General features: G+C 54.2%; 20 protein-coding genes, 4 tRNA genes and 1 pseudogene. 9 read left to right on the top strand and 16 right to left on the bottom strand.

The features are described 5' to 3' along the window. The first annotated feature begins 196 nt into the window (after nucleotides 1–196). The gene (locus tag FFI16_RS03850) at nucleotides 197–1,408 is read left to right on the top strand and encodes a site-specific integrase (RefSeq protein WP_178112630.1); all 1,212 of its coding nucleotides are present in this window, start codon (nucleotides 197–199) and stop codon (nucleotides 1,406–1,408) included. On the opposite strand, the gene FFI16_RS03845 is transcribed toward FFI16_RS03850, so the two are convergent. Continuing rightward, nucleotides 1,401–1,940, bottom strand: coding sequence for a hypothetical protein (locus FFI16_RS03845; protein WP_065929338.1), 540 nt, complete (start codon nucleotides 1,938–1,940; stop codon nucleotides 1,401–1,403). The two genes, FFI16_RS03850 and FFI16_RS03845, sit on opposite strands and share 8 nt — an antisense overlap. A gap of 116 nt (nucleotides 1,941–2,056) precedes the next feature. On the opposite strand from FFI16_RS03845, the gene FFI16_RS03840 reads away from it, so the two are divergent. The 5 genes from FFI16_RS03840 (at nucleotide 2,057) to FFI16_RS03820 (ending at nucleotide 7,019) form a co-directional block, all read left to right on the top strand. After that, nucleotides 2,057–2,257, top strand: a complete 201-nt coding sequence (locus FFI16_RS03840) for a helix-turn-helix domain-containing protein (RefSeq protein WP_065929339.1) — start codon at nucleotides 2,057–2,059, stop codon at nucleotides 2,255–2,257. Nucleotides 2,258–2,642: 385 nt separating this feature from the next. After that, on the top strand, nucleotides 2,643–2,927 hold the full coding sequence (locus FFI16_RS03835) for a hypothetical protein (protein WP_017846196.1): 285 nt from the start codon (nucleotides 2,643–2,645) through the stop codon (nucleotides 2,925–2,927). Next, nucleotides 2,924–3,196, top strand: coding sequence for a DUF3077 domain-containing protein (locus tag FFI16_RS03830; RefSeq protein WP_065929340.1), 273 nt, complete (start codon nucleotides 2,924–2,926; stop codon nucleotides 3,194–3,196). The genes FFI16_RS03835 and FFI16_RS03830 overlap by 4 nt, the downstream gene beginning before the upstream one ends. Then, nucleotides 3,193–6,081 (top strand): DUF927 domain-containing protein, encoded by a 2,889-nt coding sequence (locus FFI16_RS03825; protein ID WP_138814206.1) that lies wholly within the window; start codon nucleotides 3,193–3,195, stop codon nucleotides 6,079–6,081. Before FFI16_RS03830 ends, FFI16_RS03825 begins: the two co-directional genes overlap by 4 nt. A gap of 95 nt (nucleotides 6,082–6,176) precedes the next feature. Further along, nucleotides 6,177–7,019 carry a chromosome segregation protein SMC gene (locus tag FFI16_RS03820; RefSeq protein ID WP_138814205.1) on the top strand — a complete coding sequence of 281 codons (843 nt, stop codon included), beginning with the start codon at nucleotides 6,177–6,179 and terminating at the stop codon, nucleotides 7,017–7,019. A gap of 658 nt (nucleotides 7,020–7,677) precedes the next feature. On the opposite strand, the gene FFI16_RS03805 is transcribed toward FFI16_RS03820, so the two are convergent. The 8 genes and pseudogenes from FFI16_RS03805 to FFI16_RS03770 all read right to left on the bottom strand — a co-directional run bounded on the left by FFI16_RS03805 (nucleotide 7,678) and on the right by FFI16_RS03770 (nucleotide 17,337). Next, nucleotides 7,678–8,415 carry a hypothetical protein gene (locus tag FFI16_RS03805; RefSeq protein WP_138814204.1) on the bottom strand — a complete coding sequence of 246 codons (738 nt, stop codon included), beginning with the start codon at nucleotides 8,413–8,415 and terminating at the stop codon, nucleotides 7,678–7,680. A 175-nt stretch (nucleotides 8,416–8,590) separates the two neighbouring features. Next, complete coding sequence (locus FFI16_RS03800) at nucleotides 8,591–9,205, bottom strand: hypothetical protein (RefSeq protein WP_138814203.1); 615 nt, start codon at nucleotides 9,203–9,205, stop codon at nucleotides 8,591–8,593. Next, a complete protein-coding gene (locus FFI16_RS03795) occupies nucleotides 9,205–10,194 on the bottom strand; it encodes a DUF262 domain-containing protein (protein WP_065929346.1) in 990 nt (329 codons plus the stop codon). The genes FFI16_RS03800 and FFI16_RS03795 overlap by 1 nt, the downstream gene beginning before the upstream one ends. Before the next feature lie 308 nt (nucleotides 10,195–10,502). Further along, complete coding sequence (locus FFI16_RS03790) at nucleotides 10,503–12,221, bottom strand: ATP-dependent helicase (RefSeq protein WP_138814202.1); 1,719 nt, start codon at nucleotides 12,219–12,221, stop codon at nucleotides 10,503–10,505. Further along, complete coding sequence (locus tag FFI16_RS03785) at nucleotides 12,218–14,110, bottom strand: ATP-dependent endonuclease (RefSeq protein ID WP_138814201.1); 1,893 nt, start codon at nucleotides 14,108–14,110, stop codon at nucleotides 12,218–12,220. The genes FFI16_RS03790 and FFI16_RS03785 overlap by 4 nt, the downstream gene beginning before the upstream one ends. Before the next feature lie 1,669 nt (nucleotides 14,111–15,779). Further along, a pseudogene (locus tag FFI16_RS03780) lies at nucleotides 15,780–15,940 on the bottom strand (recombinase family protein); the annotation flags it as partial. A gap of 64 nt (nucleotides 15,941–16,004) precedes the next feature. Next, nucleotides 16,005–17,012: a hypothetical protein gene (locus FFI16_RS03775; protein ID WP_138814200.1), complete on the bottom strand. Its 1,008-nt coding sequence runs from the start codon at nucleotides 17,010–17,012 to the stop codon at nucleotides 16,005–16,007. A gap of 248 nt (nucleotides 17,013–17,260) precedes the next feature. Further along, nucleotides 17,261–17,337: transfer RNA gene (locus tag FFI16_RS03770), tRNA-Arg, on the bottom strand. A gap of 325 nt (nucleotides 17,338–17,662) precedes the next feature. On the opposite strand from FFI16_RS03770, the gene FFI16_RS03760 reads away from it, so the two are divergent. The 3 genes from FFI16_RS03760 (at nucleotide 17,663) to FFI16_RS03750 (ending at nucleotide 18,801) form a co-directional block, all read left to right on the top strand. Then, nucleotides 17,663–17,890, top strand: coding sequence for a hypothetical protein (locus tag FFI16_RS03760; RefSeq protein ID WP_138814198.1), 228 nt, complete (start codon nucleotides 17,663–17,665; stop codon nucleotides 17,888–17,890). Between the two features lie 11 nt (nucleotides 17,891–17,901). Continuing rightward, the gene (locus FFI16_RS03755) at nucleotides 17,902–18,081 is read left to right on the top strand and encodes a PA3371 family protein (protein ID WP_138814197.1); all 180 of its coding nucleotides are present in this window, start codon (nucleotides 17,902–17,904) and stop codon (nucleotides 18,079–18,081) included. A 393-nt stretch (nucleotides 18,082–18,474) separates the two neighbouring features. Beyond that, nucleotides 18,475–18,801, top strand: coding sequence for an Arc family DNA-binding protein (locus FFI16_RS03750; RefSeq protein WP_003193592.1), 327 nt, complete (start codon nucleotides 18,475–18,477; stop codon nucleotides 18,799–18,801). Between the two features lie 110 nt (nucleotides 18,802–18,911). On the opposite strand, the gene mgtE is transcribed toward FFI16_RS03750, so the two are convergent. From mgtE to alaS, 7 genes are all read right to left on the bottom strand, one after another. After that, nucleotides 18,912–20,354, bottom strand: a complete 1,443-nt coding sequence (gene mgtE / locus FFI16_RS03745) for a magnesium transporter (protein ID WP_065929353.1) — start codon at nucleotides 20,352–20,354, stop codon at nucleotides 18,912–18,914. Nucleotides 20,355–20,693: 339 nt separating this feature from the next. Then, nucleotides 20,694–20,770: transfer RNA gene (locus FFI16_RS03740), tRNA-Arg, on the bottom strand. A 72-nt stretch (nucleotides 20,771–20,842) separates the two neighbouring features. Next, a tRNA-Arg gene (locus FFI16_RS03735) sits at nucleotides 20,843–20,919 on the bottom strand. A gap of 108 nt (nucleotides 20,920–21,027) precedes the next feature. Continuing rightward, a tRNA-Ser gene (locus FFI16_RS03730) sits at nucleotides 21,028–21,118 on the bottom strand. A 62-nt stretch (nucleotides 21,119–21,180) separates the two neighbouring features. After that, a complete protein-coding gene (gene csrA, locus FFI16_RS03725) occupies nucleotides 21,181–21,369 on the bottom strand; it encodes a carbon storage regulator CsrA (protein WP_003175645.1) in 189 nt (62 codons plus the stop codon). A 175-nt stretch (nucleotides 21,370–21,544) separates the two neighbouring features. Next, on the bottom strand, nucleotides 21,545–22,786 hold the full coding sequence (locus tag FFI16_RS03720) for an aspartate kinase (RefSeq protein ID WP_056861669.1): 1,242 nt from the start codon (nucleotides 22,784–22,786) through the stop codon (nucleotides 21,545–21,547). A gap of 97 nt (nucleotides 22,787–22,883) precedes the next feature. Beyond that, nucleotides 22,884–25,502 (bottom strand): alanine--tRNA ligase, encoded by a 2,619-nt coding sequence (gene alaS, locus FFI16_RS03715; protein ID WP_138814196.1) that lies wholly within the window; start codon nucleotides 25,500–25,502, stop codon nucleotides 22,884–22,886. Nucleotides 25,503–25,516: the final 14 nt, after the last annotated feature.

The raw sequence follows: 25,516 nt of genomic DNA, 5'->3' as shown, positions 1-25,516 counted from the left end.
GCTACCTGTGCAGGGCTTTTGAAGATGGTGTCCCAGGGCCGGTTCGAACGGCCAACCTTCCCCTTAGGAGGGTCAATTCAGGCCCAGTGGGTACAGCCACAAGCCCAATATTATTGGGCCTTTTAGTCCCATTGAGTCCGTGAACATCGAGCGGTATAGTGCTTTTTGCTGCCACCCTGCTGTCACGGTCGAACCCTTGAAAACCAAAATCACTCAGAAGCTAATTGGCAGCCTAGCCGCCGAGGCGAAAGCATACCGCGTGCATGACACCGTGCAACCCGGTTTCTTCATTCGCGTACTGCCCAGCGGTCACAAGTCCTACATGGTCACGTGGGGCCGAAACAAGAACGCCACCCTCGGGCGTGTCGGCGTGCTTACTCTTGACCAAGCCCGCACCGAGGCCGCCCAGTACTTAGCCGATGCGCACGCCCATGGCGAGCCTCTGGCCATCGCCCAGGGCCGCAAGGGGTCAGCCCTGCCCTCGCTGCGCGACTTTATCGACGACAACTATATGCCGTGGTTCAAAGCCCATCACAAAGGCCATGAGAAGACGCAGCACACCCTCAACAATAACTTCGACCCAATCATGCCCCAGCGCTTGAACGCGATCACCGGGCGAGACCTGGAGCTGATCCGCACAGGATGGATGCAGGCCGGCAACAAGCCCTCCACGGTCAACCGGAAAATGGGCTCTATCAGCGGAGTATTCAGCCGAGCGGTCGAGTGGGATTACATCGACGAGCATCCTCTGGCCAAGCTGAAACAGCTCAAAGTCGACTCAAAGGGGGTGATTCGCTACCTGGCTGCCGACGAGACCAAGCGCCTACGCGAGGCCTTGGATGCTCGACAGAATGAAATGAGGGTCGAGCGTGAGAGTGCGAACATTTGGCGGGCGGACCGCCACAGAGAACCGATGCCAAGCCTGCTGCAACTGCCCTTCACCGATCACCTGAAGCCAATGGTTTTGGTATCGTTGAATACCGGCATGAGGCGCGGAGAGCTGTTCGACTTGAAATGGTCAGCGGTGAACTTCGACACGAAGACAATCACAGTCGCCGGGGCCACCACCAAGACAAGCGATACGCGCCACATCCCGATGAACAAAGAGACTGTTGGTGTGCTAGAAGCTTGGAAGAAGCAGGTGAGCAAGTCGCCGTATGTGTTCCCAGGTCAGGGCGGCGGTCGCTTTGAGGACGTGAAAAGCGCCTGGCTCAAGTTGCTAGAGCGGGCGCAGATCGACGGGTTCCGCTGGCACGATATGCGCCACGACTTCGCTTCACGCCTAGTAATGGCCGGTGTACCGCTAAACACGGTACGGGATCTGCTGGGGCACGCCGATATCAAGATGACACTCCGGTATGCCCACTTGGCTCCGGGAACAAAAGCCGCGGCGGTTGAACTCATTTAGCTAGAGATTGAGCTCGCATATTTTTGTAATCGGCATAGCCCGGCTGAAGCGGTTTGTTGTTCGCCAGAAACCTCACATATTCCTCAACAATTGGCCACTCCTTCTCTACCAATGCAAGGTCTACCCGAGGCTGCATTCTCGGTGTGAAACCAAACTTCTCTGTCGAACCGTTCAAATCCCCGAAAACATCGAACTCCCCTTCGAAATACTTATCGCCATTGATAAACATAGCGACCATCGATAACTCCTCCCCGGCGAAATCGGGCCCAAGCGTTCCGGCGCGCAGCTTGTAAAGAGTTTCATTCTCCGACCAGATCGCAGTGAACGCGACCATAAAACTGATTGTTCCCAAATCCTTTTGCGGAGCTTTAAACGGGTTAGTAATGGTCCTGTCATTCATCCCATTTTCAAGGCATGACTCCAGGATCTTCACGATTTTCTCGTTGCGTGATGCCGCCAGCAATTCAAGCGCAGCTTTAAGGTAGGGGTCGACCCTAGCCGATAAAACAACCTTCTTCGAACGATTTGCCATTTGCACGCCTCAAAATGTCTACAAAATTTTTGCTTGCAGGTAATGTTACTTACAAATAGGATGTTTACGTCTGGACCAGTATCGTACAGTCCACCCCATCGATCAAGGACAAGCTAATGAACAACCCCGAACACATCGCACCTCTTGCAGTCAGCGTGGAGGACGCAGCCCGCGTGGTTGGCTACTCAAGATCAGGAGTTTATGAACTCATAGCTTCTGGTGACCTTAAGGCTTTCAAACTCGGGCGGCGCCGTCTGATTTTGATGGCTGAACTCAAAGCTTGGATTGAACGCGCAGCAAAGGAAGGCTCCCGGTGAACGCGGTAAAAGTCGAGGGGGCAAATTTTGCTGGGATGTCCCCTAGAAGACTGGCCCTAGAACCGGCCTCAGCAGAAAGAGGTGTCGAGTCAGTGTTCGTACCACTGACCCGACTGTCACACAGCAAATCTGAGCAGACCGCAATGCAACCCCCTAAGCATATCACCATCCATTTGTTAGACCGCATGGGCGTAATTCTTGGCCACCGCAATATGTTGAACACAACACGTGTGGTTGATCTTGAAACTCTTCGTACTCATGGCGCCTGTAGAGTTCAAGTGCCACGCACCATTCGCATTAAGCCAGATAGTTACTCCTTAGAAGGGACGAACACCTACGCTCCCCAAAAAAAACATGATGACTTGGGAACCTCAGGAGGTGCCCGATGAGCATGCTCCCAGGCTTTGCACTTCCCGAGGATCTGCTCTGTGTCAGTCAAGACGCCGAAGCCGGTCTGCCTATCGACGCCATCACCTGTGCGCTCGACCGCGCCGACTCGGTGCTCATGCTGTTGGAAGATCACTTAGACGGCGATAAACCCCTGCTTTCCAACCGCGTACTGTCGTCTGTTATTTGGGACGTGCGTGGCACCTTGGGCTTGATCAAAACACTCACCATGTACGGTGATGCCTCCTCTGTGCCGATGGGCCAGAAAGGCGGTGCGCTGTGACCCACTCCAGCACGCTTGGACGCTCCGAGTTTTCCCCTGCCAACGGTAACGGCCAAAACCTGTTTCGGGTGAATGCAGGGATCCCGCTAGAGGACGCACTTGAAGCCGTCTCCCAGATTCTGCACCACGCCAATCAACTGATCCTCGACGCAGCCATCAGCGATGCAGGCGAGCGCTTTAGTTGGCCTGCGTTCTACCTCGGCGAGATGGCCAAAGCGCTGATCGACGACGTGAACGAGGCGCTGCTTGACTCGAGGACCGCACCATGACTCAGCGCACCGGCAACACCTCAAAACGTCCGAGCTTTGCCGACGTAAAAAGCGCGGCCCTGAAGAACATCGACCGTGTGCTTGCTCACTGGCTGCCAAACGGCAAACGTGTTGATGGCGGCAAGGAATACACCGCACCGAATCCCACGCGCACGGACAAACGTGCGGGCTCACTCAAGGTCAATTTGAGCAAAGGCACCTGGGCGGATTTTGCCACCGGCGATAAGGGCGGCGACCTGATCGACCTGGTGCGTTACATCGACGGCGGCACGGGCGTTGAGGCCTGTAAAAAACTGGCAGATCTGCTCAGCGTTTCCGCAGGATCTGCAACCGCCAAAAGCACACCGGCCAAGAGCGCAACGCCGGAGTGGATCGCGATTCAACCGATCCCGGCCGAGGCCATGAACAAGTGCCCTGCCAAACACCGGCAACACGGTGTTCCGTCCAAGGTGTGGATCTATCGTGATGCCCAGGGCCAGCCGGTCATGGCGCTGTATCGCTTCGACCTGGCCCCAGATGAAGACGGCAAACCGAAGAAGGTCTTTGCACCGCTGACCTGGTGCAAGCGCTCCGATGGGCAAACCACACAATGGCGCTGGCAGGGGTTGCCCGAGCCTCGGCCACTGCTGCGCCTGGATGAGCTGGCACAGCGCACCGATGCGCCTGTGGTGTTGTGTGAAGGCGAAAAGGCTGCTGATGCCGCCGCCGAACTGATGCCCGGCCACGTAGCCACCTGCTGGCCGAACGGCTCGAACTCCTGGCACAAGGCCAATCTGACGCCGCTCAAAGGGCGCGCTGTGGTGCTGTGGCCGGATAACGATGCCAGCGGCACGGCGTGCATGGACGCTATCGAGCTGAAGCTGATTGAGCTGGGCGCCGCATCAGTACAACGAATCTCGCTCGACGTGTTCAAGCTCAAGCCAAGCAGCAAAGGCGGCAAACCGACGCTCATTAAGGGTGGAAAATGGGCGGAAGGCGATGATGCAGCGGATGCATTAGCCAAAGGCTGGACCGCAGACCACGTCGCCGAGCTGGTGCGCAGCGGTGAGTTATTCGGCGGTGCCGCTGAGCCAACTGAACCCCAAGAACAGGCGGCCAAGGCACCAGCCAAACGACCTGCGAAATCGAAAAATGATCTGTTGCCGGGCGGTTTTCGGCTGACGCCTGAAGGGGTGTTTTACTCCGGCGATGATGGCGAGGCGCGCCCCGTCTGTTCGCCTCTGGAAATCATCGCACGCACTCGCGACGACAAGGGCCACAACTGGGGCTTGTTGGTCGAGTTCGACGACCCGGACGGCGCCAAAAAACGCTGGAATATTCCAGCCAGGACCATGACCGGCGACTTCGGCAAGGACGTACTCGGTCCATTGGTAGACATGGGCCTGCGCCTCGCGGGAAGCCGATCAGGGCGCAATGCTCGCAACGACCTACAAAGCTATCTCGGCGGCTTCGACAGCGCCCAGCGCGCACGTTTGGTGACACGCCTGGGCTGGCATAACAACGCTTTCCTTTTGCCCGAACAGCAAATTGGCTCGCACGCCGAACACCTGCATTTTTATGAGGCTGGTGCCCAGCTGCCAACAATCAGCGAGGCGGGCTCTCTGGAACAATGGCAGCAGCAAATCGGCGCGCTGTGCGTTGGCAACCACCGCTTAGCGTTTGTAGTCTCTGTGGCCTTTGCAGGACCACTGTTGAACCTGCTCGGGCATGAGTCGGGCGGCTTCCACCTGTACGGTGACAGTTCCGGGGGCAAGACCACTCACCTGCAAGTCGCTGCCTCGGTCTATGGAGGGCCGCGTCTGGTGCGTTCGTGGCGTTCGACAGATAACGCCCTGGAGTCCATCGCAGCAGCCCACTCAGACGGTCTTCTGGTGCTGGATGAAATCGGTATGTGTGACCCGCGCATTATTGGCGAAACGGTGTACATGCTCGGCAATGGCACCGGCAAAGCCCGGGCGAATGAACGAGGACAAGCGGGTCGACAGGTGCAGGAGTGGCGCTTGCTGTTTCTTTCGACCGGCGAGAAGACGTTGGCGCAACACATGGCGGATGCCAACAAGGAGCTGAAAGCAGGCATGGAAGTGCGCATGCTCGCCGTGCCTGCGGACGCGAGCAAGGGGCTCGGCATGTTCGATGTGCTGAACGGTTTTGAGGACGCTGCCGCCCTCTCCGATGCGCTCAAGGCGCGTGTAGCCAAATACTACGGCACACCCCTCACCGCATTCCTGCACGCACTGTGCGCACCTGGGGAAATGCTCAGATGGTCTGTGATCGTTCGCCGCACGGTGGAGCAGTTCATCACCCAAAACCTGCCCGCCTCGGCCAGTGGTCAGGCCCAGCGTGCAGCCCTTCGCTTTGGCCTCGCGGCAGCGGCCGGAGAGTTGGCCACCGCCTTCGGCGTCACTGGCTGGCCTGATGGCGCGGCCACGACCGCCGCACGGGTGTGCCTGCATGCGTGGCTGGCCGAACGTGGTGGTGCCGGTAATTTCGAAGGCGACGCGATCTTGGCGCGACTGCGCCAGATCATCGAACGTTTTGGAGAAAGCCGCTTTACCCGTTGGGAATCTGCTGCTGCAAAAATCGACGAGCACGGTCCACGCACGATTGATCGGTTGGGCTTTCGCAAGACGATGGAACACGGCATGGGCGACGCCCTGCACACCACCAACACCTACTACGTGCTGCCTGAAGCCTGGAGGGCCGAGATCTTCAAGGGCATGAACATCAGCGCCGTGAACAAGGAGTTGCTGCAACGGGGCGCGCTCGAGCCGGGAAGCAATGGAAAGGCATACAGCCTGATTCGCCTGCCTGGATTAGGCCCTCAGCGCTGCTACGTGGTGAAGACGGTTCCAGGAACGAATGAGAACGAGGCCAAGGCCGCCTGACGACACACCTGCTGACCGAGGTAGCGCCGGCTCATTCCCGGCCTCGCCAGCCGTTCAACCATCTTTATAAATCGTAATGCACAGAGACAATACAGATGAACACTATTCAAGAACTGAAAGACCGCCGCGACACTCTGACCCTCGAAATGGAGAGAATTCAGAATGACCTGGCGCCCTTCGAAGCGGCACTGGAAAGCCCAGAGGTTATCCAGCAAGGCCGTCAGCGGGCTGTGCAGGATGAAATCAACGATCACAAAAGACGCATCGACTCGCGAGACTTTGAGATCCACCGTCTGAATCAAAAGATTGATCGCCTCGAGGCACTGGCGAACCGTGAGAGCTTGGCTGCGGGCTACATCGCCGAGATGGCGACCTGGAAGGCCGACGAGATGGAACTCAACGAGAAGCGCAACAGCATAGAGACTCGGCTGCAGCAGGTACGCCAGAGCGATCAGGAAGAGATGGCAAAGGCTCGACAAGCTGAAACAGACGCGGCCACCGCATATGCGCAGGCTGTCGCCTGGGGTGATGTGGAGGGCGAGAAAGCCGCTAACGCAGAAGCTCAAAAAGCAGCAAAAAACCTCACAACTGCGGTTGAGCATCATCGCCGTCAACAACTGCTCATCACCGCCTTGGAGCAGGAGCTGGTAACGATTGATCAGCACATCACGGAGGCACAAAAAGGACATGCCAAGATTGAAAAAGAAGCAGCACACCTGGCAAACACGGTGTTAGAAGAAAAGTGGAACGAAGCCGCGAAGGCGCTGCTGGAAACCGGAGGTAAGTTGTGGGCAGCACGCAACCTGATTAATCGAGATCCGGTTGCATTGATGAAGCTGGATATCCCTGAACAGGGCGAGCGCTTTGGAAGCTGGACTTGGCAAGAACTCGCAGATCGCTCGCGCCAACACAGCCTGATTGACCTATTGGCGTCCTAGCCAAACCCTCCCCGAGGCAACCAGCGAGGACATGTTGCTTCGGGCCAACCATCGGTCTAACCATGAATAAACCACCACAGAACAGAGCACAGATGCCTGATTACCTAAAGGCCCGGAAACTCCATTTGAACGAGATCATTCTCGTGTTGGGTGATATGAACAAGCTCAATGCAAGAGCAAACAAAGGCAATAAAGTCGAGACGCTCACGATTGTTGCAATTAAGTCAGAGCTTGATTTCATTGACCTTCAGCTCAAAAGAAAGAACAGTTAATGAAGAGGCGGAAGCTTAAGCAACTTCCGCTTCGCTACATTCACCCATTACAAACAAGGCTTCAAATTTTTTGACTTTAGGTCTGTGGCGACTGTGGGCTGATGACTGCTTTCGGCCGATTCTGTTGAAAAATTCGCCCATGGTCTCCACGGCAGAAAAGTACGCGTTTGAGATTGAAATCTTTACTTTGAGCAGAGGGTTCCGGGCTCAGATTTCGTATAGCAGCGCGCAAAAAGGGCATGTTCAGCAGTCAATACATGCGCAGCCTGGAAGGATCGACTTTTTCAACACCATCGGTCAGAAGCGGTCATTCAAATGCTCAAAACACTACGCTACGCCACATTACCTGTTCAAGGTTATTACATGATTTTCGGCAGCCCTTAGTGCTATAGGCGTGCAAATTGTGAGTTCGCGTACTCGCCATGGTAAGTTCTATTTATATTTAAAAGCAGAATGTGATACCTGATAAATGCTGCAAGCTCATCGAGATTTTCTGCATTCGCCATGTATTTTTCCTCTACCCCTTTTTTGCTCCAGGTAAATGTATGCGTACAGTTATCAGGGGTGTACTCAGAAATCAATCTTCCTATAGGAACTTCGTCTTCGTTTTCACTCTCTGGATATTCCACAAGAAGAAAGCTCAACATGCCATCACCCCCTCCGACTAGCAATTGCACTTCAAGCGTAGAAATGAATGCGCTTACAATATCAAAATACACATAAATATCGTCTGCTTTAGGTATCTTATACTCATGTTCAAGCCTATTTCTTATTGCATTAATCCGACTTAGCGAGTATTTGCTGAACATACCGCACTTTTCAATGAAGCCCAGCTTTCTATCAATGCCTAACCGCTTCTTTTTGTAATACTCAAACAAATTTAACGAGAAGAGGAATACGTCTATTTGACAGTCTATTGCTCGCTTCAAATTTGAAATACAATTAATAACAGAGCGATCAGACTCTAGGTCGCCTAGCTCGGCCTCAGCATACTCTAAAAATTCTCTCGGATGAATTTCATAATCAGGCAGCCCAACAATACCGCCCCCACGACTAGATACCATTAAATTGTATACATGATCTTTTAAAAATTGCTTAACAACTTGAGCCTTTTCGGTTGGCATCTTTACTGGCTACCTGAAGGTTAAGATACGAATTTGACCCGCAAAAATATATTCCTGACCGTTTTTGCAAGCTCTAGGACCTCTGGGATATATCTATAGACCAGCTAAATATGTTTCTCCTATTGCGGTAATATTATATTTTATCTCCGCAACGCAAATGAGAACATCACTGAAACTAAACTCCACTACTCATCGCTGTAAGAATTGCCTTGGTAGATGAGAGATATCTATTAATTAGACAGGTTTTGGTGCGTTTTGTTGAGATTAAGAATACTCCAGGCGTCAAATTTATGTGCGCCCCATATGTTTGACGTATAACATCCTTGAAGTCGCTTCTCGCACTCGTAGTATTATGAGCCAATGCGTTTCGCACTCGCCTCATATCTTCAATTATTTGGCCGTGAGCTTGTGCGGTAATTATGAATTTTTCAGTTGTGGGTATTATGTTATCAACACTTTCGCGAATGTACTTAGCTTTTGTCCATTTCAGATTATAGATCGGCTTGGCTCTACCGTGCGATAAAAAAAGAGCCCGGGAATCTTGAGCTCGACTTGCTCTGACTGTAAGAGCTGCTGACGTCCCATTCAAATATTTGCCCCCAGCAGCAATTTTATAGGCTAACTCAGCTACACTGTCTTCAAATATAGTAAACAAGCGAAGCATAATCATTTCACCTATAAAATGCTGGTATTTTGCATCAAGCCTTTCGGCATCAACTTTGTGATGTTGTAGTCGGTCAATTTGGGCATGCGCCTCACGAAGAGTGATCGCTAAATTTGGCAGCGCCATTAAATAAACCCTTTAATGTAGCTGTCACGAACTCTCCTCTGCGAAATGCGCTGTGTCGTTGATGAGCACGCTGTTTTAAAGTCTAGATCTGCTTGAGTGAGGTTTTGCTCTGCGTTAAATCGCTGATCGATTTCAATTATCGCATTGGTGAGTCTTTTCGTTGCTATGCGGGGGTTCTGATTAATCACCATCAACAGTGAAAAGAAGACAGGTTGACGCTTGAAAATCGTGTCTGTTATATGTTGCGGATCGAGGGAGGCGACTTTGTCAAAAACGGAATCAAGTTTCTTTGTGACAATATCTATATCTTCAAACTCTTCCTCATATTCTTTGTATATGTTATCTAATGCAGTTTGACTAAAATCCGAAAGCCCATTAATTATGTTGTGAACCAAGTCAGATATAAATAGAACTTCATTCATACGAGAGATGTCGGTGGAAGAAAATATATCGTAATTTCTCCAGAACGGCATTCTGCTAGATGCTTGCGAAAGACAAAACTGTTTCATTTCTCCACTATGAGCGGCATTCCTTTTCTCTTGCGGGTTCAGAGATTTACTGACGGAATTAATTCGTCCAAAAATATCAATCACGTCTGAGTCGGATGCTCCCAACAAGTAACCGACAGGAATTGAAGTCAGCAAGAACTTTTGCTGCTCGTCTCTTTTTAATTGCGAGAAAAGTACTTTTAATTTATGCGCTGGATGCCTTGCGGTGAATTCATCTGCGCAGTAACTAAGAATTGCCCTTGTTCTTTGCTGACCGTCTACCACCTCTCTAATGCTTTTCGAGTTCTCTAAATCGAGAGAGTGTCGAATATAGATTGCCGGTATGGGTTTTTGCTCAATTAGCGTGTTGGTGAGATACGATTTTTGCGGCGTGCTCCAGACTGAACGCCGCTGATACCATGGGTTAAGATTTAGTTCACCTGCTTTTTCCAAGTTAATAATATCTTGAATTATTAAAGACTGGTAATCAACCCTATCCATTTGTATACTCCTTTATTTTTCGCCAACTATTCAATTAATCTGCGCGTTTCTGATTCTTCATATTGGTCTTTATTCAAATTTTTTTCAATAACAGTTTCGATATCTTCCGGCCAGCATCAGTAGCGATCAGATAAAAGCGGTTCAGACGTAACGATTTGGGAACATGGCTGTTCAGCTAAGCCTCAAAGGTCGATTCTGACAGAAAAGCCGGCAGTCATGAAAAGGTTGAAAATGCCCCGTGAGAGACCTAATGTCTTCGTTGCACTGAAAACTACCTCTCACGGTATGCGATGACGGCCATCTGATCGTTACAGTGTTGCGGCCTCGATGAAGCCGGCGTTGATTAAGTCTGCGCGCATTGTACCCAAGCAACTGTTTGGGACGGCCAGCCAAAATAGGTTTTTCGCCCTCGTCAGTGCCACATAGCCGATGCGTCCTTCTTCCGTAGCGACACCGGCCAGCAACGCGCTGATGTTGGCCTTAGTCGCGATGTAGAGCACCGCGTCGATGGATTCGCCTTTAACTTGGTGAACAGTTTCAACTCGTAGGCCAGGTGCTTCCTTATCATCGGCGTTGGCACCGCTAAGCGCGACGTCGTCCAAGCGTCTCTTGGCCATTTTATTTCCGAACGTAGCGACTGTGGTCAGACCGAACTGTTGATCAATTTTGGCAAGCAAAGAGCGCAGATTTGCGACGAGCATCGGATGCCATTCTGCTTTGGCTTGCAGCGAAGAGGACGGTAGCCCGAACTCCGCATTGCGAGTAAATGCCCACAGCAATCTCCTGAGTCTCAGCATCCAGCCATCATTAGGCGAACCCTGCAGCGCCGAACTGAGCCCAAGCGGGGCATCCTCGAGGAGACTCAAAACCGCGCTGCAAACCAGGCGGAAGGCATCCTGATAACGATGCAACTGATCGCGGGCCAATGACGCTTCTGCGAAAAGGTTCACAACACCCAGTCCTGGGGCGGCTGACTTACCCGCAAGCTTGGCGGCACGATCAGCGTTCCTGCTGAGAATGACTGAGTCTGCTGCGTGTATACCCAGTTCGCCGAGGCGAACTTTGAAAGAGCTGAACAGCTTAGGCAGTTCGGCGTCTTTATATCCTACGAAAAATACTCCACCTTGCTCGGGTTGCCTGTCTGGCTCATCGTTACGGCCGCAGAGGTGGTTGGCAATATCAATGATTGGAGGGAGGGAGCGGTAGTTACGGGTAAGCTTGTAGGCTTTGACTCCTTCGCGGTCGGCATAGGTTTTCAAAAACATGCCATCAGCCCCGGCGAAAGAGAAGATACCTTGGTTAACGTCACCAATCAGTGAAACCTGCACGCCAGCCTTGATGAGCAATTCCAAGGTCACTTTGTGCATTGTGCCCAGATCCTGGGACTCATCGACCAAGATCTGCGGATATCGATTGGCCAATGCCCGCAGAATGGCTGGTTGATTAAGCAGCGTTCGAACTACCCAGTAGCGTCCTAGGTCATGGGTATATGCGCCAGTGCGTCCTAGCTTTTCGATGAGCGCCTTGGCCTTGGCCCGATCAAGATGTTCAGATGCCCCATAGATGTCGATGAAAAAGACCGACTTCCCATTTTCTACGCCTACCTGCACATCTTTGATCGGGATTGGGCGCTCGGTTTCGCTCTTCCAGTACTGGAAGCTACTTAAGAAGGGCTCCGAGCCCAATACAAGATAGGGGGTTTGCTTGGAGCCCATGGTGCGGTAGGCATGGGGAAGCAGAACATGCTGGGTGAAGAAACCATCGAGCGTGTCAACCTCTACGCGCTTACGATTGGCGTCGTCAGGTAGAGCCGAGGCCAGCTCTGCGTAACCCTTGTTGAATGTATTGACGGCGACATTGGAAAACGACAACAGCACGACCCGGCCGCGGTGATCGGCCAGCTTTTGCCGAATGGCGATCAGCCGCCGAATAGCTGTGGCTGTTTTACCACTGCCGGCGCAAGCCGTGACCGCCATCGGTTCTAAAGGGGCTTCGATTACACCGTTCTGCTCATCGGATAGCTTCATGGCTTGTCCGCTCCCCGGCAAACGTGTCGGATCGCTTTCTCTAGGTACTCTGGGACCTTGCATCCAGGCGTTATAGCAATCTGTTCGGCAAGCGCTTGGCCGAAGCGGCCCTTCTGCACATTACTACTGGTATCTTTGCGCTCGAACATCCCGCAGAACAGCGCCTTGGCTTTGGCAGTGTTGTCCGGCGCGCCGTCCACGATTTTGCGCAGCGCCACAGAGATCTTGGGATGAAGTTCGGCCAATGCTTTCAGCATCGCGTCCCGATTTTCCGCCAGTAGAGCCAGGTCGTACTCAAGGGTCTTTACCCCGTGGAGCACCTTCACAAACTCATCTTCGGATTCCTTCATTTTCAGCGTGTTGCTCGATATCCGGATAGCATCGTCGAGCCCCGGATATGCAGCTTTTAGCTTCTTCTTTTTCGTTGGCTCGTCACCTTTGTCGGCCAACCGTTCGGCTTCATCCCCGTCTTCCACGTCTGCTTCTTCGAGGTAGGCTGCCTCCGCGAGCAGATCCTCCTGAATCTCCTCGTCAGGTCGCTCGGCCCCAGCGGGTTCAGATACCTCTTCTTCGTCGAACGGGTCAGCATCGGTTATGACCGAGACTGGGATGCGCAGTCCTTTCTCTCCAAACAGCGGCAGGAACGAGTCGAAATTCAGTCCCTCGACACTGATCAAACTGATCCCATATTCCCTTAAATCGAATCCCAAAATTTTCGCGAGCGCGTCTACCAGCATGAGTTCTGCGGCGCCCTCTACGAAAATCACGCGGCGGGCGAAAAATAGCTCAGCTCGGGTCACGTCCAAGTAGCGCTCCAGTTTCTCCCGCTTGCCTTTCGCGAACTGGACATCACGTGGAAAGAAGGTCTCAACGCCGGCTTCGTTCTCAACTAAGCACACCAGAGACTCGAGCTTCGAATTGCTGGCGAAATTCGGAGAGTGGCTGGTGACGAACAACTGCACCGGTTTTTCACCTTCCTTGGTGGGGATGCCGGCCAGGTAGCTTAATAGTACGCGCTGAAGTTGGGGGTGCAGGTGAGCCTCCGGCTCCTCCACGATCAAGCTTCGGTACGCGGCATCGGGATTTTTGGCCAGCTCGCTTAGCACCACTGCCATGAAAATCAGGTTGTTGAAGCCAAGGCCGTTTTGCTCAATCTCCATGGACTGAGCAGTCAGGGATAGTCGGGCGGAAAGGCGCTGAAAATCGGTTGCGCTGAGTCCGACGGCCAGTACCTGCGCCAACTGCTCACCCATCATGGAGCCGTGCCGGGTGGAGATCGCAGCATGAGTACTTTTAATCGCCTCGCTCTGCTGCAACTGATCATCTAGTTTTTTCAACGCAACGTTGATCGCCTCACGCCCCTCATCATCGGTCAGAAGGTGAAGTAGGCGAGCCAGCTGGCTGTTGCGGCTAGGACGCAGCCCTTGGGCAGCATCACGCAGAGGTTGTAGGTAGACGCCACGCAGGTTTTCCATCATGTCCGAGGTGAGAGGGATGTTCTGGTAATCTCCACACCACCGCTTCACCCGGAAGCGGCCAGACTTATCGGCATCGGTGTACCTGACGTGGATGTGCGCTTCCATGGCGTTGTCAGCGCTTGGCTTCAGAGCCGCGATGAAGTCGGCCTCGTCGTCGTGACTGAGATCCTTGAAGACAAAGTGGAAGCTTATGTCGCCTTCTGGTTCCCCTTCTTTAGCCCGATGACGGTCGGCGATATCGAGGCGGGGATAAGGCTCCTCATGCCCGGCCAAGAGGGTCCGCAGAGCATCCACTACGGCGCTTTTCCCCACGTTGTTGGGACCGACGAGAACATTCAGTCCAGGCTGGAATTTCAGCTTGGCGTCACGCAGCTTGCGGAAGTTTTTTATGGTGAGTTCAGCTAGGTACATTAGGGGGCTCCATCCTTGATTATCGGATGGAATCCTATCGAGCTGAGTTACGCAATAGCAGTAGAAAGGGGCAGGTGGCTAGAGTACGTGGTTGCTAGGGCTTAGCCACGCATTGGTTTAGTCCTAACCCTCCGCGTGCATTCGCACTTGACCGGCGCACTGCGAAACATTGGTCGGCTGCTTTCGATCTGAAACCGCCCTTAGCGGAGTGCAGAAGGATCGACGCAGACATTCGAACAGTTAAACTAATACGGTTAGCTATCGACCGTGACTGACCGCTATTGGCCGACTGTGTTGAAAAAGTCGGACCTTCCAGGCTGCGCATGTACTTACTGCTGAACATGCCTTTTTTGCGCGCGGCTACGCGAAATCCGAGCCCGGAACCCTCTGCTCAAAGTAAAGATTTCAATCTCAAGCGCGTACTTTTCTGCCGTGGAAACCATGGGCGACTTTTCAACAGAATCGGCCAGTAGCGGCCCTTATAAGCGAAAGCCCCTAGATCGATGATCTCTCGCCTTAATCACGACAAATCGACCCTCCAGGGCATTCATTTATGTAACACCTATTTACCGTGTAACACGTATATAGGAAAACCAGACCGAGCAGTGTAACTCAAAATAAATCGTTTAAAATCATAGAGTTATAGAGTTGTGTAACACGCGCAACACCCGTAACACGGTTTTATTAGGGCATCCCCATAGCCCCGTTAATATTGCCCCTCCAGCGAAGCTAGGCCTACCATGCTCTTGGCTGTGGTTCGATAGTGGGGACCCTAGCGCACTCTCGAAGGTACGGGGCATGAAACCCGAGGGATCGTATTAGCGGAAGGGCACCCAGCTTAGTGAACAGGTGAACCTGGTAAACTCCAGTTCACCTGTGCACACGCCCTACCCTTTCAGCCTTCTGCGAGTACCATTACCAATACGGTAACGATGCCCCTTTTTCTTCAAGATCTTTTCAATTTCAACATTGAAATTTCAGTAAGCTGGTGTGATTGCCGCTACCACGATCCCGCGGGTTTCCGACCCCGTATCCCTCGAATAGCGCCAGGGTCCCCAGCGAGTTTCGATGTGCCATTTGATGAAGCATCGCTTCAGACCACGTATTGAATTGCCTACAACAACCCATGTCTGAGCATGGCTCGATGTTGATTCGCTTAGGTCAATCCGCTGGTGGTTCAACGTCCGCATAACCGAGTAGCGATATCAGAGCCGGCGACCACAGTGAGATTTCCGATGCTGTCAACGAATCGGAACGCCCTCTCGCTGGAGGAAACGTTGCTACAGGGGACAGGGGACACACCTTCATAACCGTGTTACAGGTGTTACACACGTTACGAGAACTCTAACAATCTGTATTTAAAGGATTTTTCATGCGTCACACTCAACAACGTGGTGCCGCAAGATAGTGTTACATGAGTGGTAGGTGTTACACCTGAGCAAAGCGGGTAGCGACAATTGAGGCATCTGATGCTGCCAACCATTAGTGACGTTCTGTCGCTGCAGGAAACGTTGCTACAAGGGGCAAGGGGACGCAGCTTCAAACCTTGTTACGGGCGTTACACATGTTACAAAAGATCTTAAGCCACTGATTTAAAGGAATTTTCTCGCGTTACACGTTGGAATGGAGTTGTCGAAATATAGCGTTACATCATTGACAGCTGTTACACGATTGCGGCCTTGAGCTTCTGCCAGTCCTCTACAGGAAGCCGTGAGAGGCGACCTTTGACTCGACCGGGAGCACGTCGCTCTTGCGCGCATCGTTGGGCAAGCGCAGCAGCCCAGGCCGGTCTACCGTGGCGCCGCTGGCGTTCTCCAGGTAGACACTGGCTGCTAAACACGCCAAATTCATCACTACGATAGCCCTCAGAATCAAAGAGAGAGAAGGATAATGACTATCTGGCCCGAGGGATCTCATTTAGGATTTTTCTCAAGTCAAAACCCCGTATGCGGCCTTCTTCAAGCAACTCCGTAAATTGCTTTATGTAAAGATGCGAATCGGTTTCTGTAGGTTTTTCTGCTCCCTTGATGAATATTGGAAGCATCCTCTGAATCACCTCCTTTCCATGAGCAATCAGCCTTTCTTCGCTCCATTCCTTCATATACCTATCCGCCCGGTATTGTGCCTCTACCAGGTCCTGTAAAGACTTGGGGGCCGGCCGGGGAACTTGGTTGCGCTCAAATTGGAGATCGGATGTTTCGCTCGTACTTTCATAGTTGTGACCTTGCGAGCGCGCCCAAGCTTGCAGAAAAAGCTGAATTTCTTGCTCAATTTTATGATGGCGATGCGCATTGAAGTCATTGCTGATAACGAAGGCCGGCAAGAGGGTTGAACCACCTCCGCCTCGCTGCAACCGGTACGTAGTCTGGATCAAAATAATAAAATCAATTTCCGAGAACCGGCCTGGATCTTTGCCGTCACCGATGAGCCGGAAACTGAACCTGTCGGCGAGCTGAGAGGCGGGAATGCTTTCGACGGTGTCATTCAGTATAAGCGCTATTCCGGGAGTATCGGGGTCAAGGCTCAATAGCCTTTTGGATGAGGCGATCTGTTTTTTGGCATTCCTAAGCACTCCCTCAACCATCCTGGTTGCGTTAGAAAACATTCTGTCGAGATGCTCTTTCCCGCCCGGTGTGTTCTTGATCGCGGTTTCGAGGTCATAGTCGCCAAAGATCAGCGGAAACTCATCAGACTCCATTAGCGATTTGGCACCATCCATAATTTTGTCTTTCGGGTCGACCTTTAGCGTTTTGAGCTCAACAACCGCTTGCCTGTTGAAGAAAAGATAATCCGCGATCTTGACGCCGCTAGGCTGGGGAACATGACCATCAAGAGGCGTCACATGGCTTTGGCTTAGGAGGAAGCTGATCATCCGTTCCTCGATATCCCGCACGTTGTCCATCCGATACCTATCCATTGATACACGGGTAAGCGTGACATTCTAGACGTAGCTGAACGCACAGAGTCGCAGCAGATAGCGGGAGCTGCGAAAAATATCGGCCGGAATTCAATATTTGGGCTGGAGAAATAACGGAGGATGAGGACGCTGGCTAAAGACTTTTGATTAGCCAAATTCTAGCCGCTGCTGTCACCCTGCTGTCACGGCAACTGGAGCGACAAGAGGAAAATGGCTGGAAGCACTGAATTAGATGGTGTCCCAGGGCCGGTTCGAACGGCCAACCTTCCCCTTAGGAGGGGGATGCTCTATCCAATTGAGCTACTGGGACAAATGACAGCCATCGGGCACGTGGCACAGCGACGGACGGCGTGCATGTTAACGGCCGAGGTGGGTTTTGTCATGTCGTCCGTGGGCTTTTTGAGTGTAGGCCGATCCTTGTTCGGCCGAGGCCCGCATTGCCCCGCAACCACGGGGCCTGGGCGCCGTCGTGCAAAATGCACTACCCCAAAATGCCATCATTGCAAATTGCAACCCAAAGGCGCTTTAAAGTATACTCAAGTCATTGATTTTAATGAAATAATAGATTGGCACGAGACCTGCAATACTTCTCCTACAAACCCATTCAGCCACGGCGTTTAGCGGAGAACATGACCATGAACAGTGCCCTTCTGTTAGCCCTCAACAGCATAGCCTTGGCTGCACTGGTTATGTTTCATTTCCAGTCCACCGGCAGTAATGACCCTGCGCAGCTCAGCCAGGCCGTGCCGCATCACCTGCAACAACGCCCGCAATTGGCGGTGATGACGCCCAACGCGCAATCGCCGGTACGCCTGACCCAAGGCACCCAAACTGCACCGGCATCCGAACATTGGGTTTTCTAAGGACGCCATTCATGAGCAAATCCGCCTGGCTGTTTCTGTGTCTGACTGTCGTCACAGGCCTCTTGGCCCTGGGCGCCACTTCTGAGGAGGGTCAAACCGCTGCTATGGTTGCTGCCGGCGTGTTTACGAGCCTGCTTCTGCTGACGCTGTTCATGGGCCGCAAAATCAAATTCGACCCCGTTCTACGCTAACCCCTGCGCTGCACCTCCTCCCTCGACCTTATGTCGCTCCGCCCTAGCAAATCGGCAAATTGCCACTAGTCTTAAAGATAAGGGCAAAAGGCCACTTTGCTTTAGGATGTGCGGCCTCAATCCCTGTGCGGGCCTGGACTTACGGGAAGTTCCCTTGAGGAATGACGCGTTGAAAAGTTTTCCAACCAGTCCGCAAAAATACAAATGAGTGCTGGCATTACGCCTTTAGGCAGTTCAATATTTGTCACAGAATTGACGCCAAGGAACTGTCAAATCTGAGGCATGATGCGGCCTCTTTGCAATTCGGGTTGAACTTTGGTCGTGAGCCTTGTCTTAACACTCATCTTGCGGCCAATTCCAAAAACCGCTCCCCTGAACTAACCGGTTAAATATATGCGCCCATTGAAACAGGCAATTTATTCCAGCCGTACGGCTGACAAGTTCGTCGTACGTCTGCCAGACGGAATGCGGGAACGCATTGCCGAGGTGGCTCGCAATCATCACCGCAGCATGAACTCCGAAATCATCGCGCGCCTGGAGCAAAGCCTTATTCAGGAAGGTGCGTTGGGCGAAGAGTTGAGCATGCGCCTGGACAGCCCCGAGCTGTCACTGCACGAACGCGAACTGCTGCAGCGTTTTCGTCAGCTCTCCCACCGCCAGCAAAATGCTCTCGTCTCGCTTATCGCGCACGACGTTGAGGCGGCCGCAGAAGCCAATTGATCTGCAACTGAAAGCCGAAGCCAGCCATGTGCTGGCTTTTTTTTGCCTGGAATTTGAGGGGCACCGCAGAGGGTTTGTGTGGGAGCGGGCTTGCTCGCTCCCACAGGGGATCAGAGCAGAAAGATCGTCGCCAGGCCCAGGAAGATGAAGAAGCCACCGCTGTCGGTCATCGCCGTAATCATCACGCTGGCGCCCATGGCCGGGTCGCGCCCAAGACGGGCCAGCGTCATGGGGATCAACACCCCCATCAGCGCCGCCAGCAGCAGGTTGAGGGTCATGGCAGCCGTCATCACCACGCCCAGCGACCAACTGCCATACAGCAAGTAAGCCACCACACCAATCACGCCGCCCCACACCAAGCCATTGATCAGCCCCACGGCCAATTCTTTGCGCAACAGCCGCGAGGAATTAGCCGTACTCACCTGGTCCAGTGCCATGGCACGCACAATCATGGTGATGGTCTGGTTACCGGAGTTGCCGCCAATACCGGCCACAATCGGCATCAGGGCCGCGAGCGCTACCAGCTTTTCGATAGACCCCTCAAACAGACCGATCACGCGCGAAGCAATGAACGCCGTGATCAGGTTGACCGCCAACCACGCCCAACGGTTATGCAGGGAGCGCCAGACTGACGCAAAAATATCTTCCTCTTCACGCAGACCGGCCATGTTGAGGACTTCAGTTTCACTCTCTTCCCGAATCAGGTCGACCATTTCATCAATGGTCAAACGGCCAATCAGCTTGCCGTTCTTGTCGACCACCGGCGCCGAGATCAAGTCATAACGCTCAAACGCCTGCGCGGCCTCGTAAGCATCTTCATCCGGGTGAAAGCTCACCGTATCGCTGGCCATCAAATCCGCAACTTTCTTGTCGGGATCATTGACCAGCAAACGCTTGATCGGCAACACGCCCTTGAGAATGCCTTCATAGTCGACCACGAACAATTTGTCGGTATGACCCGGCAGCTCTTTGAGGCGACGCAGGTAACGCAAGACCACTTCCAGGCTGACGTCTTCGCGGATGGTGACCATCTCGAAGTCCATCAGTGCGCCAACCTGATCCTCGTCGTAAGACAACGCGGAGCGCACACGCTCACGCTGCTGGCTGTCGAGGGCTTCCATCAGCTCATGGACAACATCACGCGGCAGCTCAGGCGCCAGGTCAGCCAGCTCGTCGGCGTCCATCTCCTTGGCAGCGGCCAGAAGCTCGTGATCGTCCATGTCGGCGATCAAGGTTTCACGGACCGAGTCGGATACTTCCAGGAGGATGTCGCCGTCGCGGTCAGCCTTGACCAACTGCCACAGGGTCAGTCGATCATCGAGCGGCAAGGCTTCAAGAATATAAGCGACGTCGGCGGAGTGCAGGTCATCGAGCTTGCGCTGCAGCTCGACGAGGTTTTGCCGGTGAACCAGGTTTTCAACGCGGTCGTGGTGCGGACCTTCCTGGCGGTGCGTGAGGTCTTCGACCACGCGCTGGCGCTGCAGCAGCTCGATGACTTGAGCCAGGCGATCCTGCAGGCTGTCTTGTGTTTTCTTTACTTCTACTTCGGTCATAGGCGAACTCCACTCCCAGCAGCGGGGCACGCCGGAAGGATCAATCAGTCAATTCATGATTGGTAAAACGGGGTACTGAGCAACTACTGGGTAAGTCCATGGAGGTATTCCACAAGCCCCGGCGGGGCTGACGGGCGCAATGATACACGCTGCGCGCGCTTTAAACGTTAAAAAACTGGAAAGAACAAGCGCTTGCGAGCCAAAGCTGAGCATTGGCTGCATCTATGAACTGCGACGACGCAGACGGAAGGGAAAACACATGGGCGCGCGAGAAAAGATGAAATCCTACACAAACCCCAGACGGCAAAAAGCCCGCACTAGGCGGGCTTTTTGTTTGTATGGTGCACTCGACAGGATTCGAACCTGTGACCGCTCGGTTCGTAGCCGAGTACTCTATCCAGCTGAGCTACGAGTGCAGATTGTGTTTTTAGACCAGATCACAACTGGTTGAAGCCAAGTCACCTGCATTGCTGCAACTGACTCTTAAATGGTGCACTCGACAGGATTCGAACCTGTGACCGCTCGGTTCGTAGCCGAGTACTCTATCCAGCTGAGCTACGAGTGCATTTGTTGCCGCGCATTATAGGCCGTTCAATCTCTATGTAAAGCTATTTTTTCGTTTAATTTCAACAACTTAGCGAAAAAACCAGATTGCAACGTACTAAGCAAATAATGGCGGAGAACGGGGGATTCGAACCCCCGACACCCTTTTGAGGTGTACTCCCTTAGCAGGGGAGCGCCTTCGGCCACTCGGCCAGCTCTCCGCAACACGGGGCGTATATTAACCACGTTCATCCCCGTTTGCAAACATAAAAAACGATAAAAATTAAAGGCTTGGTTCTTCGTCCTTCTCTTTCTTGATCCGCAGGTAGATTTCCTCGCGGTGGACCGCTACCTCTTTCGGAGCGTTAACCCCGATACGCACTTGATTGCCTTTGACGCCGAGCACAGTCACGGTGATTTCGCCATCACCGATAATCAGGCTTTCTGCGCAACGACGAGTCAGAATCAGCATACCTTTCACCTCACGCATTTCAGTTCAGGAACAACAGTCTGCAAAAAAAAGGCGTTCGGCCTACAACCTGACGGCCGTAGCCCTAACGGCCTAAGTATTGTCGAGCCCACGCAAAAGACCATGCGCCCCACAAAAAAATGAAAGGCGCGGTAAACCGCGCCTTCCTGGCATTGCCTTACTCGCCTTGTCGCGCCGGCGCGTCCAGCTCAAAAGCGGTGTGCAGCGCGCGTACCGCCAGTTCCAGGTACTTCTCTTCGATTACCACCGAGACTTTGATTTCCGAGGTGGAGATCATCTGGATGTTGATGCTTTCCTTGGCCAGCGCCTCGAACATACGGCTGGCAACGCCGGCATGGGAGCGCATGCCCACACCCACGATCGACACCTTGGCAATCTTGGTATCGCCGACCACTTCACGGGCGCCAATCTCGCTCGCGGTGTTCTGCAGGATACGCTCGGCTGCATCGTACTCGTTGCGGTGCACGGTGAAGGTGAAATCGGTGGTGTTATCGTGCGAAACGTTCTGCACGATCATGTCGACTTCAATGTTCGCGCCGCTGATCGGGCCGAGGATCTTGAAGGCCACACCCGGGGTGTCTGGCACGCCACGGATCGTCAGCTTGGCTTCATCGCGGTTGAAAGCGATGCCGGAAATGATCGGCTGTTCCATGGATTCCTCTTCATCAATAGTAATGAGGGTGCCCGGACCCTCTTTGAAGCTGTGCAATACGCGCAGCGGAACGTTGTACTTGCCGGCGAACTCCACCGCGCGGATCTGCAACACCTTGGAACCAAGGCTGGCCATTTCCAGCATCTCTTCAAAGGTGATCTTGTCCAGGCGCTGGGCCACGGACACCACACGCGGGTCGGTGGTGTACACGCCGTCCACGTCAGTATAGATCTGGCATTCATCGGCCTTGAGAGCCGCTGCCAGCGCCACGCCGGTGGTGTCCGAACCGCCACGCCCGAGGGTGGTGATGTTGCCCTGCTCGTCCACACCCTGGAAGCCTGCTACAACTACCACGCGGCCGGCTTTCAGATCTGTGCGGATTTTCTGATCATCGATCTGCAGGATGCGTGCCTTGGTATGCGCGCTGTCGGTGAGGATGCGCACCTGGCTGCCCGTGTAGGACACTGCCGGCACGCCACGCTTGTTCAGAGCCATGGCCAGCAAGGCAATGGTCACCTGCTCGCCGGTGGACACGATCACATCCAGTTCACGCGGCAGCGGCTGTTGATCACCACTGATTGCCTTGGCCAGATCAATCAGGCGATTGGTCTCGCCGCTCATGGCCGACAGCACCACTACCAGATCATCGCCGGCGTCGCGGAATTTCTTAACCTTGTCAGCGACCTGCTCGATTCTTTCGACAGAACCGACCGAGGTGCCTCCGAATTTCTGTACGATCAAAGCCATTTCTAAGCCGCCTCAGCCCGTAAAGGGGCGCCCAATAAACAAATCTTCCAGCACCCAAACGAGCCCATGACTAGACCATGGGCTCACTAACAGTGCCTTAAATGCCGGCCTCGACAAACGGCACGGTCAGGGCCAGGGCCGCGTCCAGGGAGCCTGCGTCTACACCACCGCCTTGCGCCATGTCCGGACGACCACCGCCCTTCCCGCCCACTGCCGCAGCGGCTTGCTTCATCAAATCACCGGCCTTGAGTTGGCCAGTCAGGTCTTTGGTTACACCGGCAACCAGAACGACCTTTTCCTCATGGACACCGCCGAGCAGGATCACTGCGCGGCCGAGCTTGTTCTTCAACTGATCGACCAAGGCCAACAGCGCCTTGCCGTCCTGGCCGTCCAGGCGCACAGCCAGCACTTTCACGCCCTTGACGTCCAGCGCGGAGGCCGACAGATCGTCGCCCGCTGCGCTCGCCGCCTTGGCTTGCAACTGCTCCAGCTGTTTTTCCAGTGCGCGGTTGCGCTCCAGCACGGCCGACAGCTTGTCGATCAGGTTGTCACGGCTGCCCTTGACCAGGCTGGCCGCTTCCTTGAGTTGTTCTTCAGCCGCATTGAGGTAGGCCAGGGCCGCAGCACCGGTGACCGCTTCAATACGCCGTACACCAGAGGCCACGCCGCCTTCGCTGATGATTTTCAGCAGGCCGATATCGCCTGTACGGTTAGCGTGGATACCGCCACACAGCTCCACCGAGAAGCTGCCGCCCATGCTCAGTACGCGCACTTCGTCGCCGTACTTCTCGCCAAACAGCGCCATGGCGCCTTTCTTCTTGGCGGTCTCAATGTCGGTTTCTTCGGTTTCAACCGCAGTGTTCTTGCGAATCTCGGCGTTGACGATGTCTTCCAGTGCCTTGATCTGCTCAGGCTTGATCGCTTCAAAGTGGCTGAAGTCGAAACGCAGGCGCTGGCTATCCACCAACGAACCCTTCTGCTGCACATGCTCACCCAACACTTGGCGCAACGCAGCATGCAGCAAGTGAGTGGCAGAATGGTTCAAAGCAGTTGCATGCCGCACGTCAGCATCGACTTGAGTGTCGACCGGCGCGCCGACCGTCAGGTTGCCCAGCACCAGCACACCGTGGTGCAGGAACGCGCCGCCGGTCTTGGTGGTGTCACGCACTTCAAAACGCCCGGACGTCGAGCTCAGGAAACCACAATCACCCACCTGGCCACCGGATTCGGCGTAGAACGGCGTCTGGTCCAGGACCACCACCGCTTCGTCGCCTTCGCTCAATACGTCGACCGACTTGCCGTCTTTGTAGATGGCCACGATCTTGGCCGCGCCAACGGTCGCCGCGTAGCCGGTGAACTCGGTGGGCACGTCAACCTTGACCAGGGTGTTGTAGTCCAGGCCAAAGGAGCTGGCGGAACGGGCACGCACGCGCTGGGCTTCCATCTCACGCTCAAAACCCGCCTCATCGATGGTCAGCTCGCGCTCACGGGCGATGTCGGCGGTCAGGTCCATCGGGAAACCGTAGGTGTCATACAACTTGAACACTACATCGCCCGGCACCACGGTGCCTTTGAGTTCAGCCAGGTCCTGCTCGAGGATCTTCAGGCCGTGCTCCAGGGTCTTGGAGAACTGCTCTTCTTCAGCCTTGAGCACGCGCTCGATGTTGGCCTGCTGCTGCTTGAGTTCCGGGAAGGCATCGCCCATCTCGGCCACCAGCGCGGCAACGATCTTGTAGAAGAAGCTGCCGGTGGCGCCCAGCTTGTTACCGTGGCGGCAGGCACGACGGATGATGCGGCGCAGTACATAGCCGCGGCCTTCGTTGGACGGCAGCACACCGTCAGCGATCAGGAAGCCGCACGAACGGATGTGGTCCGACACCACCTTGAGCGAAGACTGGTTGTCATTGGCGCAACCAATGGCGGCGGCCGACGCGCTCAGCAGGTTGGTGAACAGGTCGATTTCGTAGTTGGAATGCACGTGCTGCATCACCGCACTGATCCGCTCCAGGCCCATGCCAGTGTCCACCGACGGCGCCGGCAGCGGATGCAACACGCCATCGGCGGTGCGGTTGAACTGCATGAAGACGTTGTTCCAGATCTCGATGTAACGGTCGCCGTCTTCTTCCGGCGAGCCCGGTGGGCCGCCCCAGATGTCGGCGCCGTGATCATAGAAAATCTCGGTGCACGGGCCACACGGGCCGGTATCGCCCATGGTCCAGAAGTTGTCGGAAGCGTAAGGCGCACCCTTGTTGTCGCCGATGCGAATCATGCGCTCGACGGGCACACCAATTTGCTGGGTCCAGATGTCGTAGGCTTCGTCGTCGGTCGCGTAGACCGTCACCCAGAGTTTTTCCTTGGGCAGCTTCAGCACGCCGGTCAGGAAGGTCCAGGCGAAGGTGATCGCATCTTTCTTGAAATAGTCGCCGAAGCTGAAGTTACCCAGCATCTCGAAGAAGGTGTGGTGGCGGGCGGTGTAGCCGACGTTTTCCAGGTCGCTGTTCTTGCCGCCGGCGCGTACGCACTTCTGGCTGCTGGTGGCGCGGGTGTAGGCGCGCTTTTCCTGGCCCAGGAAGCAGTCCTTGAACTGGTTCATCCCCGCGTTGGTGAACAGCAGGGTTGGGTCATTGCCTGGGATCAAGGAGCTGGAGGCTACACGGGTGTGGCCTTGCTCTTCGAAGAAGCGAAGGAAGGCTTCACGGATTTCTGCGCTTTTCATTAGGTTCTTCCACG

Source organism: Pseudomonas sp. KBS0710 (assembly GCF_005938045.2).
Classification (GTDB): domain Bacteria; phylum Pseudomonadota; class Gammaproteobacteria; order Pseudomonadales; family Pseudomonadaceae; genus Aquipseudomonas.
The sequence above is the reverse complement of the archived record's forward strand: the minus strand, read 5'-3'. Positions and strand labels throughout refer to the sequence as shown.

What these genes read in the sequence shown, in the direction of transcription:
- FFI16_RS03845 (WP_065929338.1), bottom strand. Translation starts at nt 1,940, where the DNA reads ATGGCAAATCGTTCGAAGAAGGTTGTTTTATCGGCTAGGGTCGACCCC.
- FFI16_RS03840 (WP_065929339.1), top strand. Translation starts at nt 2,057, where the DNA reads ATGAACAACCCCGAACACATCGCACCTCTTGCAGTCAGCGTGGAGGAC.
- FFI16_RS03835 (WP_017846196.1), top strand. Translation starts at nt 2,643, where the DNA reads ATGAGCATGCTCCCAGGCTTTGCACTTCCCGAGGATCTGCTCTGTGTC.
- FFI16_RS03825 (WP_138814206.1), top strand. Translation starts at nt 3,193, where the DNA reads ATGACTCAGCGCACCGGCAACACCTCAAAACGTCCGAGCTTTGCCGAC.
- FFI16_RS03820 (WP_138814205.1), top strand. Translation starts at nt 6,177, where the DNA reads ATGAACACTATTCAAGAACTGAAAGACCGCCGCGACACTCTGACCCTC.
- FFI16_RS03805 (WP_138814204.1), bottom strand. Translation starts at nt 8,415, where the DNA reads ATGCCAACCGAAAAGGCTCAAGTTGTTAAGCAATTTTTAAAAGATCAT.
- FFI16_RS03800 (WP_138814203.1), bottom strand. Translation starts at nt 9,205, where the DNA reads ATGGCGCTGCCAAATTTAGCGATCACTCTTCGTGAGGCGCATGCCCAA.
- FFI16_RS03795 (WP_065929346.1), bottom strand. Translation starts at nt 10,194, where the DNA reads ATGGATAGGGTTGATTACCAGTCTTTAATAATTCAAGATATTATTAAC.
- FFI16_RS03790 (WP_138814202.1), bottom strand. Translation starts at nt 12,221, where the DNA reads ATGAAGCTATCCGATGAGCAGAACGGTGTAATCGAAGCCCCTTTAGAA.
- FFI16_RS03785 (WP_138814201.1), bottom strand. Translation starts at nt 14,110, where the DNA reads ATGTACCTAGCTGAACTCACCATAAAAAACTTCCGCAAGCTGCGTGAC.
- FFI16_RS03775 (WP_138814200.1), bottom strand. Translation starts at nt 17,012, where the DNA reads ATGGACAACGTGCGGGATATCGAGGAACGGATGATCAGCTTCCTCCTA.
- FFI16_RS03760 (WP_138814198.1), top strand. Translation starts at nt 17,663, where the DNA reads ATGAACAGTGCCCTTCTGTTAGCCCTCAACAGCATAGCCTTGGCTGCA.
- FFI16_RS03755 (WP_138814197.1), top strand. Translation starts at nt 17,902, where the DNA reads ATGAGCAAATCCGCCTGGCTGTTTCTGTGTCTGACTGTCGTCACAGGC.
- FFI16_RS03750 (WP_003193592.1), top strand. Translation starts at nt 18,475, where the DNA reads ATGCGCCCATTGAAACAGGCAATTTATTCCAGCCGTACGGCTGACAAG.
- mgtE (WP_065929353.1), bottom strand. Translation starts at nt 20,354, where the DNA reads ATGACCGAAGTAGAAGTAAAGAAAACACAAGACAGCCTGCAGGATCGC.
- csrA (WP_003175645.1), bottom strand. Translation starts at nt 21,369, where the DNA reads ATGCTGATTCTGACTCGTCGTTGCGCAGAAAGCCTGATTATCGGTGAT.
- FFI16_RS03720 (WP_056861669.1), bottom strand. Translation starts at nt 22,786, where the DNA reads ATGGCTTTGATCGTACAGAAATTCGGAGGCACCTCGGTCGGTTCTGTC.
- alaS (WP_138814196.1), bottom strand. Translation starts at nt 25,502, where the DNA reads ATGAAAAGCGCAGAAATCCGTGAAGCCTTCCTTCGCTTCTTCGAAGAG.